Genomic DNA, 17,590 nt, shown 5'->3' on the forward strand with positions numbered 1-17,590 from the left:
GTACGGTGCGGGCACGACACCCGGAACGAGGGTCGCCGCAGTCGCACGGCCGCCGCCGAGCTGTGACTGCCACCCCCACGCCGGGTGTCGTACCCGACTGTCTCGCCCCCTGATCAGTGCCGGCCCCCACCGGCACTGCCACTCAGAGTAGGGCCGCAGGGCAGGAGCGGAAGGTAATTTACAGAACTGACTGGCCAGCGCGTTTAGGGTGAGCCGTATGTTTCGTATTGAGACAGGAGTCGACAAAGAGCGGTTCGCTCTGCTCCTCGCCGGTCTTGAGGACGCGAACTCCGCGGCCTCCCCCGTGATCCGCGCCCTGCGCGGCACCCCGCAGGACCGCGAAATACCACTGGCCGTCTGGCTCATGGAAGAAACGGAAGGCCTCGTCGGCGGCCTCGCCGGGCACACCTGGGGGCGCTGGCTCCACGTGAACTACCTCTGGGTCAGCGAAAAACACCAGGGCGCCGGCCTCGGCGCGAGCCTCCTCACCGAGGCGGAACGCATCGCACGCGAAGAACGCGAATGCCTCAACTCCCGAGTGGAAACCTGGGACTTCCAGGCCCCGGGCTTCTACCGCGGCCAGGGCTACGAGGTGGTCTCGGTCATCCCGGACTACCCGGAGGGCGCCAAGGAGTTCACGCTGACGAAGAAACTGTCCGTCACAGCTCCTTGAGCGCCTCGACACTGATGTCGACGTCGATGTCGTACGGGACGGAAACCTTGAGCCGGTCGTGGTGGATGCCGGTGAGTGCGTACGTCTTGGACAGCGGATCGAGTTCGTAGACGCGCACCACGGGGTGCTGGTTCGCGTCCGTCATCTCGACAAGCCAGAAGTTCGGGATTCCGGCAGCCGCGTACTTGTGGGGCTTCGTGTCCCGGTCACGGGCCTCGGAATCAGGCGAGACGACCTCGATCGCGAGCAGTACATCGGCGGCCACGAACCTCGTCTGCTCCATACCGGTGACGGCCTCGGCCCGGACGAGGCTGACGTCGGGCTCGGGGCCGTTGCGCGGGTCCAGGACGACGGTCATCTCCCGCCTGACCTTGAGTGCCCCGGGGGCCGTACGGCGCAGGCCGGCCACCAGAAGGTCGATCATGGTGCTGTGAAAATCCCGCTGCGGACTCACGAAGACGAGGCTCCCGTCGATCAGCTCGGTGTGCGGCGGGAGGCCGGGCAGAGTGAACAGGTTGTCCACGGTGTACCCGTCCTGCGGCGGCACCGGCCAGCGACAGCCCTGCTCCGGCTCGGGCTCGGGCGCTGCGATCGGCTCGGCGGTCATGGTTCCTCCCATGGGCGGGATTCTCGGCCTGCTCCACAACGGTAACGGCCGGTTCCGATGATCGTCAGCACAACGGGTGACGGGCCGGACCCGGGCCGTCGGTCCTGCCTGCCGACGTGCTCAGACCTCCCGTCGCGCCCCCGCCGAAGGCACCGCCGGGAACACGCGTGGTGTCGTGTGGCCCGCCGTGGTGAACGCGGTCCGGATCGACTTCGTCACCTGTTCCGTGTCGGTCTCCTCCACCAGGACGATGGCCGAGCCGCCGAAGCCGCCGCCCGTCATGCGGGAGCCCAGTGCGCCTGCCGCGTTCGCGGAGGTCACCGCCAGGTCCAGTTCCTCGCAGGAGATGCGGAGGTCGTCCCGCAGGGACATGTGGCCCTCGGTCAGGACGGGCCCGATCGCCCGTACCTCCCCCGCGTCGAGCAGGCCGATGACCTGCTCCACCCGGTGGTCGTCCGAGACGACGTGGCGGACGTAGCGGCGAACCCGCTCGTCCGGCAACTTGGCCAGGGCGGCGGGGAGTTCCGCGTACGGGACGTCCCGCAGGTGCGTGACGCCCAGGATGCGCGCGCCCTCCTCGCAGCCCGCCCGGCGCTCCGCGTACGCGCCGTCGCCCAGTTCGTGCTTGACCCGCGTGTCGACCACCAGGAGCCGCAGGCCGTGTGCCGCGAGGTCGAAGGGGACCTGGCGGGTCGTGAGGTCGCGGCAGTCCAGGTGCAGGGCGTGGCCCTCGGTCGCGCACGCGGACGCCATCTGGTCCATCACACCGCAGGGAACGCCCACGAAGGCGTTCTCCGCGCGCTGGGACAGGACCGCCAACTCGGGCCCCGACAGGCCTAGTTCGTACAGGTCGTTCAGGGCGAGGGCGGTGACGACCTCCAGGGCCGCCGACGAGGACAGGCCCGCTCCCGTCGGCACGGTCGACACCAGGTGGATGTCCGCGCCGCCGGACACGTCATGGCCCGCGTCCCGCAGCGCCCACACCACGCCCGCCGGGTAAGCGGCCCAGCCGCCCTGCCCGTACTTGGAGAGGGGCGTCAGGTCGTCGACCCGCAGTTCCGTGACCGGGGCGTCGATGTCCGCCGAGTGCAGGCGCAGGACGCCGTCCGTGCGGCGCGCCACCGCCGCCACCGCCGTGTGCGGCAGCGCGAGCGGCATCACGAAGCCCTCGTTGAAGTCCGTGTACTCGCCGATGAGGTTGACCCGGCCGGGAGCCGACCAGACCCCGTCCGCCGCGTACCCGTACAGATCGGCGAACTGCCCCGCTACGTCCATCAGTTACCCCTTGTCCCCATGTGTCAGCGCTGGGCGAAGGCCCACGCGTCCGCGACGATGCCCGCGAGGTCCGCGCGGGACGGGTTCCAGCCGAGCTTCTCGCGCGCGGTGGCGGCGGAGGCGACGAGGGTCGCCGGGTCGCCGCCGCGGCGCGGGGCCATGACCTCGGGGATCGGGTGGCCCGTGACCTCGCGGACGGTCTCGATGACCTCGCGCACGGAGAAGCCGTTGCCGTTGCCGAGGTTGCAGATCAGGTGCTCGCCGGAGGTGGCGGCCTCCACGGCGAGCATGTGCGCCTGGGCGAGGTCCGCGACGTGGATGTAGTCGCGGACGCAGGTGCCGTCCGGGGTCGGGTAGTCGTCGCCGTAGACGGAGATCGCCTCGCGCTTGCCCTGGGCGACCTGGAGGACCAGGGGGATGAGGTGCGACTCGGGGTCGTGGCGCTCGCCGAACATGACCTTCGAAGACGCCTCGTACGCGCCCGCCACGTTGAAGTAGCGAAGCGACACCGCGGCCAGGCCGTGGGCCACCGCCTCGCCCGTGATCATGTGGTCGACGGCGAGCTTGGAGGCGCCGTAGGGAGAGGTGGGGGCGGTCGGGTCGGCCTCCGTGATGGGGGTGCTGACGGGCTCGCCGTACGTCGCCGCCGTGGAGGAGAAGACCAGCCTGCGCACGCCCGCGTCGCGCATCGCGGTGAGCAGCGCCATCGTGCCGCCGACGTTGTTGTCCCAGTACTTCTCGGGCTTCGCGACGGACTCGCCGACCTGCGAGAAGGCGGCGAAGTGCAACACGGCGTCGAAGGAGGAGTCCAGCCACTTGGCGGCATCCCGGATGTCGCCCTCGACGAACGTCGCGTCGGCCGGGACGCCCTCGCGGAAGCCGGTCGAGAGGTTGTCCAGGACGGTCACCTCGTGCCCGGCCTCGATCAGATGCTGGGCCACCACGCTTCCCACATAGCCCGCCCCGCCGGTGACCAGGTACTTACCGCTCATGAACTCGCTACCTCTCGCAGTCGCTGGGCCGCGGCTTCCGGCGGCACGTCGTTGATGAACACGCTCATGCCGGATTCGGAACCCGCGAGGAACTTCAGCTTGCCCGAAGTGCGGCGAATGGTGAAAAGCTCGAGGTGCAGGGCGAAGTCGTCCCGGTTGACCCCGTCATGTCCGTCCAGCGTGCCGAACGGCGCCTGGTGCCAGGCGGCGATGTACGGCGTGAGCGGCTCGCCCCCCTTGGGCCCGCCATCACCTTCCCCGAAGATCCGGTCGAAGCGCCTCAACAGTTCCAGATAGACCTGGGGAAACTCTGTGCGCGCGGCTTCGTCGAGCCCGAGCAGGTCCGGCACCCGGCGCTTGGGGTAGAGGTGCACCTCGTAGGGCCAGTGCGCGGAGTAGGGGACGAAGGCCACCCAGTGCTCGGCGTCCAGGACGACGCGTTCGCCGGCCGACTCCTCGGCCACCACGTCGTCGAAGAGGTTGTGGCCGGTCGCCTCCTTGTGCGCGGCGAGCGACCTCAGCATCAGGGACGTGCGCGGGGTGACGAAGGGATAGGCGTAGATCTGGCCGTGCGGGTGGCCCAGGGTCACGCCGATCTCGGCCCCGCGGTTCTCGAAGCAGAACACCTGCTCGACGGAGGGGAGGTGCGAGAGCTCGGCGGTCCTGTCGGTCCAGGCGTCCAGGACGAGGCCCGCCTGTGCCTCGGTGAGGTCGGCGAAGGACGAGTCGTGGTCGGAGGTGAAGCAGACGACCTCGCAGCGGCCGGCGTCCCCGGCGAGCGAGGGGAAGCGGTTCTCGAAGACCACCACGTCGTACGAGGAGTCGGGGACCTCGCTCAGCCGGTCTCCCGCGGAGGGGCAGAGCGGGCACTCGTCGGCCGGCGGGTGGTAGGTGCGGCCCTGGCGGTGCGAGGCGATGGCGACCGCGTCGCCCAGGAGGGGGTCCCGGCGGATCTCCGATGTGGTGGAGATGGGGTCCAGGGGCCTCCGGTCGATGGCGTCGCGCACCGCGTCGTCGCGCGAGTCGTAGTAGATGAGCTCACGACCGTCGGCGAGACGGGTCGAGGTCTTCTTCACGTCCGGGGCTCCTCACCAACACCCACCCAACATAACCGCACACAACAAATCACAAGCCAACAGCGTCGTCAATGACGCGGCGCGAAGGAGGCTGGAACAGGCCCATCCAAGGGACAGCTGGGCGGCAGCTATGCGTCCGATCACAATCCAACAAAGAACACCAACAGAAGTCTTCAGTTCTTGATGCGGGAAGCGTAGGTTCCGGTCTGATCAGTTCGCGCAACGAAGCGAGTTCCCCATGCAGTCCCCCACACAGACCCTGGCCGAGGGGCTTCGGCTGCCCACCAACGGCCTCGACTACGCGATCCTCGCGATCTACTTCGCCGTGGTCCTCGGCATCGGCTTCGCCGCCCGCCGCTCCGTGAAGACCAGCCTCGACTTCTTCCTCTCGGGCCGCTCCCTGCCCGCCTGGGTCACCGGCCTCGCGTTCGTCGCCGCGAACCTCGGCGCCACCGAGATCCTGGGCATGGCGGCGACCGGCGCACAGTACGGCGTCGCGGTCGTCCACTGGTACTGGATCGGCGCCATCCCCGCGATGGTCTTCCTCGGCCTCGTGATGATGCCGTTCTACTACCGCAGCAAGGTCCGCTCGGTCCCCGAGTACCTGCTCCAGCGCTTCGACAAGTCGGCGCACCTGCTCAGCTCGGTGCTCTTCGCGTTCGCCGCGATCCTCATCGCGGGCGTGAACCTCTACGCCCTGTCGATCGTCGTCGAGGCGCTCCTCGGCTGGCCGCAGTGGGTGGCCATCGTGGTCGCCGGGTTCTTCGTCCTGATGTACATCACGATCGGCGGCCTCTCCTCGGCGATCTACAACGAGGTCCTCCAGTTCTTCGTGATCCTGGCCGCGCTGATCCCGATCTGCGTCATCGGCCTGAAGAAGGTCGGCGGCTGGGACGGTCTGAGCGGCTCGATCGAGAAGTCGCACGGCGAGAACTTCATGACCGCCTGGGGCGGCACCGGCATCGGTGACGCCAACCCGCTCGGCGCGAACTGGCTGACGATCATCCTCGGCCTCGGCTTCGTGCTCTCCTTCGGCTACTGGACGACCAACTTCGCCGAGGTGCAGCGCGCCCTGTCCGCGAAGAACCTCTCCGCCGCCCAGCGCACCCCGCTGATCGCCGCCTTCCCGAAGATCTTCATCGTCTTCCTGGTGATGATCCCGGGCCTGGTCGCGGCCGTGCTCGTCCCGAAGATCGGCACCGCCGGTTCGGATCTGACGTACAACGACGCGATCCCGTACCTGATGCAGGAGTTGCTGCCCAACGGCGTCCTCGGCATCGCGGTGACCGGTCTGCTCGCGGCGTTCATGGCGGGCATGGCGGCGAACGTGTCGTCCTTCAACACCGTCTTCACGTACGACATCTGGGCGAAGTACGTGGTCAAGGGCCGCGAGGACGGCTACTACCTGAAGTTCGGCCGTGTGATCACCGCGATCGGCGTCCTCGCGTCCATCGGAACGGCCTTCATCGCCTCGTCGTTCTCGAACATCATGGGCTACCTGCAGACGCTGTTCTCCTTCTTCAACGTCCCGATGTTCGTGGTCTTCATCATCGGCATGTTCTGGAAGCGCGCCTCCATGAAGTCCGGTGTGTGGGGCCTGCTCGCGGGCACGACCGCCGCGATGGTCAACTACTTCTGGATCTACAAGCAGGGCGTCATCGACATCCCGACCGACCAGGGCGCCAACTTCGTCTCGGCGATCGTCGGCTTCGTCGCGGGCGCCGTGGTGATGGTCGCCGTCACGCTGTTCACCGCCCCCAAGCCGGAGGCCGAACTGGCCGGTCTGGTCTACGGGACGACCGCGCCGGACCTCGACGACCCACCGGCCGAGGGCGACGACGCCTGGTACCGCAAGCCCGCGCTGCTCGGCTGGGGAGCGATCGTGCTCGCCGCGCTCTGCTACCTGCCCTACTCGTTCTGAGCCCGATCGGAGGTCCGGAAGAACATGTCTGAACTGCGAAACGAAGTCTCCGCACTGGAGCGCAAGTCCGCCACGGCGGCCCGTCTCTTCGACATCCGGCGGATCATCGGCGGTCTGTTCGTCGTCTACGGAATCATCGTGACGATCGCCGGAATCTCCCCGTCCGACGCCGACATGAAGAAGGCCGAGGACATCAACATCAACCTCTGGACGGGCCTGGCCATGCTGGCGCTCGGGCTCTTCTTCCTCGGCTGGCTCTGGCTGCGGCCGACGCCGCCGCCCACCGAGGCGCCGGAGGAGGACAAGTAACACCCGGAGGCGGGGCCCGAGTTCACTGTGCCGGTGGCTCGGGCCCCGTCGGCGTCTCGGTGTCCTGCGGGTAGGCCGCGGCGGGCCGTTCCGCGCGGTCGAGCAGACCTGTCCGCGCGGCGAGCGCCGCCGCCTCCAGACGGGAGCCGACGCCCAGTTTCATCAGGACCCGCTGCACATGCGTGCGCGCCGTGCTGGGCGCGATCCCCATTCCGGCGGCGATGAGGCGGGTGTCCTCGCCGTCCGCGACCCGCACCAGGACCTCGACCTCGCGCGGCGTGAGCATCTGGAGCAGCCGCTGCCCCTCGTCGTCGGGCTGCGCGGCCGGATTGAGCAGTTCGCTGAACGCGCCCTGGAGCAGTTGCGGCGCGACGGCCGCCTCGCCGGCTCTCGCCTTCATGATGGCGCGCTCGACACCCTCGATGCGCTCGTCATGGCGTACGTACCCGGAAGCACCCGCGGCGAAGGCCGCCGCGATGCCCCGTGGGCTCGGCACCGGGCCGAGCACCACCACGGCCACCTGCGGCCGGTCCCGCTTGATCTTGACGACCGGATCGAACATGCCGGCCTCCGCGGGTGTCGCCGTACCGAGCAGGCAGACCTCGGGTGCCCGGCTGATGACCAGCTCCGCCGCCCCGGCCGCGGGCGCGGCCGCGGCGAGCACCCGGTGCCCGCGCAGCTTCAAGGCCGAGGCGAGTGCCTCGGCGAGCAGTCGGTGGTCGTCGACCACCATGAGTCGCACACCCATCGAGCAGCCCCCCACTTTCCCCCACGGAACCCCCACGGATCGAGGGCCCCCCGGCCCCACGCCCACTCATCCCCCGGAAGCTACACGCTTGTTCGACGCCGCGCGCCCCCTCCCGGCGATAAGCGGCCCGGAATGCCGAAATCCCGGCCATGGGGGTGACGGGGGACGTGAGTACGGCACGGAGTGGATGGGGAGTAGTTCGGTTCGTTCTCCCACCCACCTCATTCACCAACGGTGACAAGCCGGACCCAGCACAGGCGTTCGGTGATGCTGATCGGCCGTGGATCGATACATGATCACACTCTCTGCGCATCCCAGCGAGCCTCGCCGCAAACGTAGAGCGAGCAGAGCGAGTTGACACTCTCGGTACTGTGTTCGGTACCCATCCACCCATGGACACCGAGGGATGAGAGACATGCGAGATCGTGCAGTTGGCGCACTCACGGCACTGGTTCTGACGGCCGGGCTCGTCACGCTTGGCACAGGATCGGCTTCTGCAGCAGAGGGGACTGTCGCTTCCGCAAGGGGAGCGGTTGTCTGCGAGACCGGGGGTGGAAGGGTCTACACCAAGCGATCCGCGCCTTTGAGGATTACATACTACGAGAGCTCAGGCCTCGTCGGGTATGTGAAGTCGAATATCTACCAGGCGTATGACAAGTGGTGCAAGAACAGCCACGGGAACAAGTGGTACCACCTCAAGCGCACGACCGATCACCCGTACGGCTGGGTCTACGGGGGCCACGTAGTGATTGCCTAGTTCTACACGTCTCACAACTAATGCCTCTGCCCGCCCCTGAGGGGGTGGGCAGAGGCATTAAGCAATTCCGATCCTAGGAAGCCGCGAAACCCATAGCCAAGTACTCTTTCTCGTCCTTCGAGTACGGCTTGCTCACCAGTTTCTTACTGAGGAACAACTTGCCGTCGGAGTACAACAGTTCATTCGATTTCGGGACCATGCCGCTGATGGCGCTGCCTACGGATTCAGCTGCGGGGGTCTCCAAAAGCTTGGTCTCCTTCATCGTCTTGCCGTTGAGGGAGACGACCTGGGCGCCCTTGTCGTAACCGGCATCCTTGTAAACCAGAATGTTGCCACCGTCCATGCGGATCGGGAACATCTCGCCGTTCTCACCCGCGTCGGCACGGTCACCCGTCGTCTTGCCGGTGGCCAGCGAGAACGAGATGATCTCGTTCGTCTGGCTGTAGCCGTCGCCGCCGCCGTCGTGCTGGCGGGTCGGGACGTAGAGCTTGTCATTGCCTACGGCAATGGAACTACAGGCATCGACCACATCGAACTCGCAATCGTGGTCGTACTTGTCTTTCCCAAGAGAGATCTTCGCTCGCAACTGACCCCTATTATCCAGTGAAAAGACATCCGTCACATTCGTTGCGTCCGCTCCGGTCTGCTGACCGAATACGACAGGGTTGGTCGAAATCACGTTGGCGTACTTGATGCCGACGGCGATGGGAAAGGTCCACTGAGCCTTACCCGACTTCCGGTCGAGCAGCTCAATCTTGAGCTTCGGGTCGTCGTAGTCACCGCACTTACGCACGGCAACCAACTGCTCGCCACCCGCGTAACCTTCGTCCTGGCACTCGTCCCCAGGGTTAGGCTCCCACAGGTGGTCGCCCGACGTGAGGTCGAAGGCCGCGCCGCCCGCACTCGAACCTGCCGCGACGGTGCTGCCACTGATGGTGACCTCCTCGACGCGGGCGGCCGAGCTGCCCTCGTCGATGGTCTCCGTCCAGAGCTTCTTTCCGTCCTTCAAGTCGATCGCGGAGATCTGCGAGCAAGTCTGATACTTGCCCTCCTTCGTCCTCTTACCTTCCTCGTAAGCAACCACGGCAATGCCAGTCTTGGTGACCTCGCGCGAGCCAGCACAGGTTTGTCCCGCGAGTGGCAGTGCCCACAGCTCATCGCCGGTAGCTGGGTCATAACCGACGATCTTATTGATTCCCGCTTTGGCATATACACCATCGGCGAGCCAGGAACCCTCTGTGGTCCAGACCTCTTTCTCCGGCACCTCGGGCTGCGGGAGTTGGAAGGAAACCGTGGCGCTGGTGTTGGCCGGGACCTTCTCCGTGCCGGGACCGCTCGGGCCCTGCTCGCCGCCGCCCTTCTTGCCCTCGCCGCCCTTGCCGCCGCCGGTCGGGTTCCCGGAGCTCGCCTCGGTGTCTTCCTTCTGCGTCGAGGCGTAGAAGACACCGCCGCCGACGATCAGGGCGATCGCGACCACCGCACCGATGATGATCTTCATCTGGCCGCTGAGCTTCGACCCGCCGGAGCCGCCGGGCACGCCCGCCTGCGGAGCCATCGGCATGGTGCCGGGCTGCTGGTAGGCACCGTACGGAGCCTGCTGGCCGTACGGCTGCGTCGGCTGGTTGTACGGCGCCGTCGGCTGGCCCGGGTAGCCGTAGCCCTGGGGCTGGCCGGGGGGCGGGGTGCCGGGGGCCTGCGGTGCCTGCGGGTAGCCGTAGTTGGGCTGGCCCTGCGGCGGCGTCGGCGGCTGGGCCGGCGGCGTCGGCGGCTGCGCGGGCGGCGGGGTCTGCGGGTAGCCGTACGACGGGTTGTTCGGCTCGGGGGCCTTGCCGAAGCCGGCGGGCGGCGGGTCCTGCGGGGCGCCGAAACCGCCGGGCGGGGGGTCCTGCGGTGCGCCGAACCCGCCCTGCGGGGGCTCGTTGGGTGGCTGGGGCGGCTGGGTCATGACGTCGATTCCTTGGGGACGAGAGTTGAACTGAGCGACGAAGAGGGCGCGGGCGCCTGCCCTGCGAGGAAGGTCACTTGCCGTAGGCCAGCATCAGCTTCTCCTGGCCCTTCGCGCTGCCCGAGAGCCGCGTGGTGGAGATGTAGAAGCGACCGTCCACGAAGTCGACGTCCTTCGAGAAGAAGCCGCTCTCGATCTCCGAGGTCCCTTCCGGGTTCTTCAGGAGCGTCTTCGGCTTGTGCGAGCCCGACAGCGGGATCGAGACGACCTGGCCGCCGGAGTCGTACGACGGGTTGACGTAGGCGATCAGCTCACCGCCCTCGACCTTCATCGGCAGCATCGATTCCTCAAGGGGCGACTTCACGCGCCAGGCCTCCTTGCCGTTGGCCAGGCTGATCGCCACGACCTCGTTGGCCCCGGAGGTCGCCTCGGTCGGCAGGTAGAGGTTCTTGTCGTCGGTCGTCGCGCCGAGGCAGCCCTGGAGGCTGCCGCCGAGGAACGTCGAACCGCCGCACTCCGGCGCGAACTTCTCGTCCACGCCGACCTCAGAGCGCGTGGCGCTGCTGTTGGGCTTCAGCGTGGTGATGTTCCACTGCTTCTTGTCCTCGTTGGTGAGGTAGACGATCGTCGGGCTCTCGGAGTAGATCCGCCCGATCTGCCAGCCCTTGGGGAACTTCTTCGTCCACACGGCCTTGCCGGTCTTCGGGTCGATCTGCTGGAGCTCGTCGTGCTCGGTGGGCGAGCTCGCGCCGCACGAGAGGGCGCGCAGCATCTTCTTGCCGCCGGCGAAGCCGCTGGGGAAGCAGGTGCCCTCGTCCTTCTTGCCGGACACGAAGAGCTCCTTGCCGTCGCTCATCCGCAGCGCCGTGCCGGACTGGGAGCGGCCGACCATCAGCGTGTCACCGGTGATGGAGAGGTCGGCGTTGCTGGAGAAGTCGAACAGCCCCTCCTCCTTGACCGGCTTGGTCCAGCCCTTGCTGCCGTCGCTCAGGTCGACGACCTGGACCTGGCTGCACTTGGCGGAGTCCTTCTGGCCGTCCTTGTAGGCGACGACGATCTTGTTGTCCTTGGTGACCTGCGGGGTCGTGCCGCAGATCTTCTGCGGGAACTTGATCGTCGGCCAGGCCTGGTCGCCCGTCTTGACGTTGTAGGCGGTGATCTCCTTGTACGCCGCCTTGATGGCGACGTCACCCTGGATCCACATGCCGTTGGCGTCGGCGCCGGAGCCGGGCACCTTGGGCGCTTCCTTGTACCAGAGCACCTTCGCCTCGCCGGGCTGGCGGCCCGCGTTGAGGTCTTCCTGCGGCCCGCCGTCACCGTCGCCGTCGCCGGGGTTGACCGGTGCGGACCCGCTGGCCTTGGGGTCGTTGCTCCCGCCCGCGACCGGCTTCTTCTTCTTGCCGCCGTCGTCACCGCCGACGACCGCCCAGGCGACACCACCGATGACGAGCGCCGCGGCGGCCACGGCCGCCACGATCAGGCCGGGCTTGCCCTTGAAGGGGTTCTTGCCGCCACCGCCGCCGGGCGGCTGGGTGCCGGGCACGCCGGGGGGCGGGAACTGCTGCTGGGGGTAGCCGTACTGAGGCTGCTGGGCGTAGGGGCCCGGCTGTGTGGGCTGGCTGTAGGGGCCCGGCTGACCGGGCTGCGTGGGCTGGCCGTACGGTCCGGGCTGACCCGGCTGCGTGGGCTGGCCGTACGGTCCGGGCTGGTTGTACGGTCCGGGCTGCTGCGGGTAGCCGTAACCCGGCTGGGGCGCGGGCGGCGTCTGCGGGTAGCCGTAGCCGGGCTGGGGCGCGGACGCGGGCGGCGGAGTCTGCGGGGCTCCCGACGGCGGGGCCGGCGGCTGACCGGGCATCTGCGGTGGCTGACCCGGTGGCTGCGGCGCGGATCCCTTCTCCGGATCCTGCGGAGCTCCGAAACCGCCGGACGGCGGCTGGTTGGGCGGCTGAGTCATCAGCGCTTCCCCCTTCACTGATTTTTCGGCACGCCAAGTGGTGCTCAGGCCGCCCTTTCTATCACCCTGCGGCACTAGCACAACTGACCGGTCCGTCCCCTGTTCCCAAGGGAGGACCGGCCCGTGATGCGTCTGTTACGAGACCTCTACGCGCTCTCCGCGAGCTCCAGCCAGCGCATCTCCAACTCGTCGCGCTCGCTCACGAGTTCACGCAGTTCGGCGTCCAGTTTGGCCACCTTTTCGAAGTCGGTGGCGTTATCGGCGATTTGGGCGTGCAGCCATGTTTCCTTCGTCGACATCTTGTCCAGCTGCCGCTCGATCTTCTGCAGTTCCTTCTTCGCGGCGCGTGCGTCGGCGGAGGAGACCGCCGCCTTCTGCGGGGCCGCGGACGGCGCGGCGGACGCGGCGGCGGGCGCCGACGGGACGCCGGCTTCCGCCATCCGCTTGCGCCGCTCCAGGTACTCGTCGATGCCGCGCGGCAGCATCCGCATCGTGGCGTCGCCGAGCAGCGCGAAGACCTTGTCGGTGGTGCGCTCCAGGAAGAACCGGTCGTGGGAGATCACGACCATCGACCCCGGCCACCCGTCGAGGACGTCCTCGAGCTGCGTCAGCGTCTCGATGTCGAGGTCGTTCGTCGGCTCGTCGAGGAAGAGGACGTTCGGCTCGTCCATCAGGAGGCGAAGGAGCTGGAGGCGCCGCCGCTCACCGCCGGAAAGGTCACCGACGGGAGTCCACTGCTTCTCCTTGTTGAACCCGAACGTCTCGCAGAGCTGTCCGGCGGTCATCTCCCGGCCCTTGCCGAGGTCGACGCGCTCGCGGACCTGCTGCACGGCCTGCAACACCCGCAGCGTCGGGGAGAGTTCGGCGACCTCCTGCGACAGATAGGCCAGCTTCACGGTCTTGCCGACGACCACGCGCCCCGCCTCGGGCTGTACGTCGCCGTCCGAGCGCTGCGCCTCGGCCATCGCCCGCAGGAGCGAGGTCTTGCCCGCGCCGTTGACGCCGACCAGGCCGATGCGGTCACCGGGACCGAGCTGCCAGGTCAGGTGCTTGAGAAGCACCTTCGGACCGGCTTGCACGGTCACGTCCTCAAGATCGAAGACGGTCTTGCCGAGCCGGGTCGTGGCGAACTTCATCAGCTCGCTGGTGTCGCGCGGCGGCGGCACGTCGGCGATGAGTTCGTTGGCGGCCTCGATGCGGTACCGCGGCTTGCTGGTGCGCGCGGGGGCTCCGCGCCGCAGCCAGGCCAGCTCCTTGCGCATCAGGTTCTTGCGCTTGGTCTCCTCGGTGGCCGCGATGCGCTCACGCTCGGCACGCGCGAAGACGTAGTCGGAGTACCCGCCCTCGTACTCGAAGACGGACCCGCTCTGCACGTCCCACATGCGCGTGCACACCTGGTCGAGGAACCAGCGGTCGTGCGTGACGCAGACGAGCGCCGAGCGCCGCGCCCGCAGGTGTCCGGCGAGCCAGGCGATGCCCTCGACGTCCAGGTGGTTGGTGGGCTCGTCGAGCACGATCAGGTCGGGCTCGCCGATGAGCAGCTTCGCCAGCGCGATACGGCGGCGCTCGCCGCCGGACAGCGGCCCGATCACGGTGTCGAGGCCCTGCGGGAAGCCCGGCATGTCCAGGCCGCCGAAGAGACCGGTCAGCACATCGCGGATCTTGGCGTTGCCCGCCCACTCGTGGTCGGCGAGGTCACCGATGACCTCGTGCCGCACGGTGGCCTCGGGGTCCAGCGAGTCGTGCTGGGTCAGCACGCCGAGCTGCAGCCCGCCGTTGTGCGTGACCCGTCCGGTGTCGGCCTCCTCCAGCTTGGCGAGCATCCGGATGAGGGTCGTCTTGCCGTCTCCGTTGCGCCCCACGACGCCGATCCGGTCCCCCTCGGACACGCCGAGGGAGACACCGTCGAGCAGGGCACGGGTGCCGTACACCTTGCTGACTGCCTCGACATTGACCAGGTTGACGGCCATTAACGCTCCAGGGAAGGGGATCGATCGACCTCCAGCGTAGTCGGAGACGCCGACCATCGGCCCGGGGGCCGGTCGGGGCCGCGGATCAGCCGGCACGCACCCCCGGGGCCCCGCCCCGCACGCCCCGGCCCGCCCGCTCGACAAGCAGCCACCCGGCCAGTGCCATGCCCACGGCCACCGGCGCCGTCACCCGCACCGCGACCAGCATCGCCGTACGCCCTTCGAGCAGTCCCCCGAAGCCGACCATGGAGAGGCCGAGCACCCCGAAGAGGCAGAGCGTGACGCCCACCGCGGCTGCCGGGCCCGCACCCGGCGTACCCGTCGACTCCTTCGCCGCGACCGGCTTCTCGAAGCGGCGGAACGCGGCGACCAGCAGGGCGGTGAGCACCGCGGCGGCCGCCATCCGCGGCGGAGCCTGCGTCCACCACTGCGCCGTGGCGGGCTCCGGCAGCCGCACGTCCGCCGCGATCAGTACCCCGTACACCCCGAGCATCGCCGTCAGGTGCCACAGGAACGCAGTCATCGAGACCCCGTTCGCCGCCACCACGCCCCGCCACACCCGCGGCCGCGCCAGCCACCGGGTCGCGGGTCCCCTCAGCAGCTCCACCGCGCCCACCAGCCACACGCCGTGGCAGAGCAGGGCGAAGGTCGGCGGAGCCATGTTCGAGACGCGCTCGCCGGGCATGCCCACCATCGACAGGGGGTACGGCCCGAGGGCCACCAGCGCCGCGGCTCCCGCGAGACCCGCCCCGGCCAGGGCCGCCGGCATCCGCAGCCTGCCGTCCGCCCGCAGGAAGCCGAGCTGATGCACGGCCAGCCACACGAAGGCGAAGTTGAGGAACTCCACGTAAGGGACGCCGAACGCGAAGCGCGCCAGGTCCACCGCCCCCGCGGCGAGCACCAGAGCCCCGAACGCGCCCCAGCCGTACCGCTCGTGCAGCCTCAGGAGCGGCGGCGTGAACGCGACCATCGCCAGGTAGATGCCGATGAACCACAGCGGCTGGGCGACCAGGCGCAACGTCACGTCCAGCAACGCGCCGCCCTCGCCCGCGAGTTGCACCGCCAGCGCGGCGACGCCCCACACCCCGATGAAGACCATGGTCGGTCGCAGCAGCCGCTGGAGCCGCGCCCGCAGGAACGCCGAGTAGACCGAGCCGCCGCCCTCGGGGGCCTTGCGGCTCAGCGAGCGGTACGACAGCGCGTGCGAGAAGCCGCCGACGAAGAAGAACACCGGCATGATCTGCAGCGCCCAGGTGAGCAGCTGCAGATCGGGCACGACGGCGAGGAGGTTGCCGACCTCGGTGCGGCCGTCGTCCCCGACGGTCACCGCCGCCATCAGCCAGTGGCCCACGACGACCGTGCCGAGCGAGGCGACCCGCAGCAGGTCGATGTACCGGTCGCGCCCGGCGGGCGTCTTCTCGGCCAGTTCACGAACGCTTGATCCCATGTACGTACGGTCGCGCGCACCGCACGTCCGGCATCAGCGCGCACGTACTCAGATCGGCGTCTGAGTACGTGCCCCTGTGCGTGCCCCCTGATACCTGCCCTAGAGGACCGTGGCGCCCGGTGCCGGGGAGTCGGCCACCCGGGCGGTACGGCAGGTGCCGGAAGCCGTGAGCGCTTCGGCGACCCGTCGCGCGGACTCCGCGTCCGCGGCCAGGAACGCCGTGGTGGGCCCGGAGCCGGAGACGAGCGCGGCCAGTGCGCCCGCCCGGGTCCCCGCGGCGAGGGTGTCGACGAGCGAGGGGAACAGCGAGAGTGCGGCGGGCTGGAGATCATTGCTCACGGCCCCGGCGAGTGCCGCGGCATCCCCGTCGCGCAGGGCGTCGAGCAGTGCGGGGGACGCCTGGGGGGCGGGGGCGTCCGGGGTCAGCCGGTCGAACTCGCGGTAGACCGCGGGCGTGGAGAGCCCTCCGTCGGCCACCGCGAACACCCAGTGGAAGGTGCCGCCGACCTCCAGGGTCTCCAGCTTCTCCCCCCGCCCGGTGCCGAGCGCCGCCCCGCCGACCAGGCTGAACGGCACGTCGCTGCCCAACTCGGCGCAGATGTCGAGCAGTTCGTCCCGCGAGGCCTCGGTGCCCCACAGCGCGTCGCACGCCACGAGCGCGCCCGCGCCGTCCGCGCTGCCGCCGGCCATACCGCCCGCGACGGGGATGTCCTTGGCGATGTGGATGTGCACGTCGGCGCTGCGCCCGTGCCGTGCGGCGAGCAGTTCCGCGGCCCTCGCCGCCAAGTTCGTGCGGTCGAGGGGCACTTGATCGGCCCCGGGCCCCGAGCAGGTGATCCGCAGCTCTTCCGCGGGCGTCACCGTGACTTCGTCGTAGAGCCCGACGGCGAGAAAGACGTTGGCGAGGTCGTGGAAACCGTCCGGGCGGGCGGCGCCGACCGCGAGCTGCACATTGACCTTCGCGGGAACGCGGACGGTCACTCCCGCGTTCACAGGCCCGCGTCCTTGTGCTCGGCGATCCGCGCGAACTCCTCCACCGTCAGCGCCTCGCCGCGCGCCTGCGGCGACACCCCGGCGGCGACGAGCGCGGCCTCGGCGGCGGCCGCGGAGCCCGCCCACCCGGCGAGGGCGGCCCGCAGGGTCTTGCGGCGCTGCGCGAAGGCCGCGTCGACGACGGCGAAGACTTCCCTCTTCGAGGCGGTGGTCTTCACCGGCTCAGTGCGCCGCACGAGCGAGACGAGGCCCGAGTCGACGTTCGGGGCGGGCCAGAAGACGTTGCGCCCGATGGAACCGGCGCGCTTCACGTCGGCGTACCAGTTCGCCTTCACGGAGGGCACGCCGTACACCTTCGAGCCGGGGGCGGCGGCGAGGCGGTCGGCGACCTCGGCCTGCACCATCACGAGCGTGCGCTCGATGCTGGGGAAGGTGTCGAGCATGTGCAGCAGCACGGGGACGGCCACGTTGTACGGAAGGTTGGCGACCAGCGCGGTCGGGGCGGGGCCCGGCAGCTCGCGCACGAGCATGGCGTCGCTGTGCACCAGCGCGAAGGAGTCCGCCTTCGCGGGGAGGCGGGCCTCGATGGTCGCCGGGAGCGCCGCCGCGAGCGTGTCGTCGATCTCGACCGCGGTCACGTGGTCCGCGGTGTCGAGCAGTGCCAGGGTCAGCGAGCCCAGTCCCGGCCCGACCTCGACGACCACGTCCTGCGGGCCGACTTCCGCGGTGCGGACGATGCGGCGGACGGTGTTGGCGTCGATGACGAAGTTCTGGCCGCGCTGCTTGGTCGGGCGTACGCCCAAAGCAGCGGCCAGCTCGCGGATGTCGGCGGCGCCGAGAAGGCTGCCGGGCTCACTGTTGCTCACGGGACCAGATTACGGGTCCTGACCTCGGGCCCCCACCAGCCGCCGGTACGGGGCCGG

14 protein-coding genes are annotated in these 17,590 nt (G+C 69.2%); 3 read left to right on the forward strand and 11 right to left on the reverse strand.

Annotated elements, in window-relative coordinates; translation table 11 throughout:
• Positions 1-217: 217 nt before the first annotated feature.
• Entirely contained in the window at positions 218-673 is a 456-nt protein-coding gene (locus ACWFRU_RS20635; RefSeq protein ID WP_453688951.1) for a GNAT family N-acetyltransferase, read from the forward strand.
• Here ACWFRU_RS20635 and ACWFRU_RS20640 read toward each other — a convergent pair.
• The 4 genes from ACWFRU_RS20640 to galT form a co-directional block, all read right to left on the reverse strand.
• Entirely contained in the window at positions 660-1,280 is a 621-nt protein-coding gene (locus ACWFRU_RS20640) for a Uma2 family endonuclease (RefSeq protein ID WP_453688953.1), read from the reverse strand. The genes ACWFRU_RS20635 and ACWFRU_RS20640 overlap by 14 nt on opposite strands.
• Positions 1,281-1,400: 120 nt before the next feature.
• Positions 1,401-2,555, reverse strand: a complete 1,155-nt coding sequence (galK, locus tag ACWFRU_RS20645) for a galactokinase (RefSeq protein WP_453688954.1) — start codon at positions 2,553-2,555, stop codon at positions 1,401-1,403.
• A 23-nt stretch (positions 2,556-2,578) separates the two neighbouring features.
• Positions 2,579-3,547 carry a UDP-glucose 4-epimerase GalE gene (gene galE, locus ACWFRU_RS20650; protein WP_453688956.1) on the reverse strand — a complete coding sequence of 323 codons (969 nt, stop codon included), beginning with the start codon at positions 3,545-3,547 and terminating at the stop codon, positions 2,579-2,581.
• Positions 3,544-4,623, reverse strand: a complete 1,080-nt coding sequence (gene galT, locus ACWFRU_RS20655; protein WP_453688958.1) for a galactose-1-phosphate uridylyltransferase — start codon at positions 4,621-4,623, stop codon at positions 3,544-3,546. The genes galE and galT overlap by 4 nt, the downstream gene beginning before the upstream one ends.
• Before the next feature lie 238 nt (positions 4,624-4,861).
• Here galT and ACWFRU_RS20660 point away from each other — a divergent pair, with 238 nt between their 5' ends.
• Entirely contained in the window at positions 4,862-6,544 is a 1,683-nt protein-coding gene (locus ACWFRU_RS20660; RefSeq protein WP_453688960.1) for a sodium:solute symporter family protein, read from the forward strand.
• A 24-nt stretch (positions 6,545-6,568) separates the two neighbouring features.
• The gene (locus ACWFRU_RS20665; RefSeq protein ID WP_451214647.1) at positions 6,569-6,853 is read left to right on the forward strand and encodes a hypothetical protein; all 285 of its coding nucleotides are present in this window, start codon (positions 6,569-6,571) and stop codon (positions 6,851-6,853) included.
• 22 nt (positions 6,854-6,875) lie between these two features.
• On the opposite strand, the gene ACWFRU_RS20670 is transcribed toward ACWFRU_RS20665, so the two are convergent.
• From ACWFRU_RS20670 to rsmA, 7 genes are all read right to left on the reverse strand, one after another.
• Entirely contained in the window at positions 6,876-7,601 is a 726-nt protein-coding gene (locus ACWFRU_RS20670; protein WP_453688962.1) for a helix-turn-helix transcriptional regulator, read from the reverse strand.
• Between the two features lie 830 nt (positions 7,602-8,431).
• Positions 8,432-10,303 (reverse strand): outer membrane protein assembly factor BamB family protein, encoded by a 1,872-nt coding sequence (locus tag ACWFRU_RS20675; protein WP_453688963.1) that lies wholly within the window; start codon positions 10,301-10,303, stop codon positions 8,432-8,434.
• 73 nt (positions 10,304-10,376) lie between these two features.
• The gene (locus ACWFRU_RS20680) at positions 10,377-12,257 is read right to left on the reverse strand and encodes an outer membrane protein assembly factor BamB family protein (protein WP_453688965.1); all 1,881 of its coding nucleotides are present in this window, start codon (positions 12,255-12,257) and stop codon (positions 10,377-10,379) included.
• Between the two features lie 146 nt (positions 12,258-12,403).
• On the reverse strand, positions 12,404-14,227 hold the full coding sequence (locus ACWFRU_RS20685; RefSeq protein WP_453688967.1) for an ABC-F family ATP-binding cassette domain-containing protein: 1,824 nt from the start codon (positions 14,225-14,227) through the stop codon (positions 12,404-12,406).
• Between the two features lie 85 nt (positions 14,228-14,312).
• Positions 14,313-15,674 carry an acyltransferase family protein gene (locus tag ACWFRU_RS20690; RefSeq protein WP_453688969.1) on the reverse strand — a complete coding sequence of 454 codons (1,362 nt, stop codon included), beginning with the start codon at positions 15,672-15,674 and terminating at the stop codon, positions 14,313-14,315.
• Positions 15,675-15,773: 99 nt separating this feature from the next.
• Positions 15,774-16,667, reverse strand: a complete 894-nt coding sequence (locus ACWFRU_RS20695) for a 4-(cytidine 5'-diphospho)-2-C-methyl-D-erythritol kinase (protein WP_453688971.1) — start codon at positions 16,665-16,667, stop codon at positions 15,774-15,776.
• Complete coding sequence (rsmA, locus tag ACWFRU_RS20700; RefSeq protein WP_453688972.1) at positions 16,664-17,533, reverse strand: 16S rRNA (adenine(1518)-N(6)/adenine(1519)-N(6))-dimethyltransferase RsmA; 870 nt, start codon at positions 17,531-17,533, stop codon at positions 16,664-16,666. Before rsmA ends, ACWFRU_RS20695 begins: the two co-directional genes overlap by 4 nt.
• Positions 17,534-17,590: the final 57 nt, after the last annotated feature.

The sequence above is a fragment of the Streptomyces sp. NPDC055099 genome, assembly GCF_053607685.1.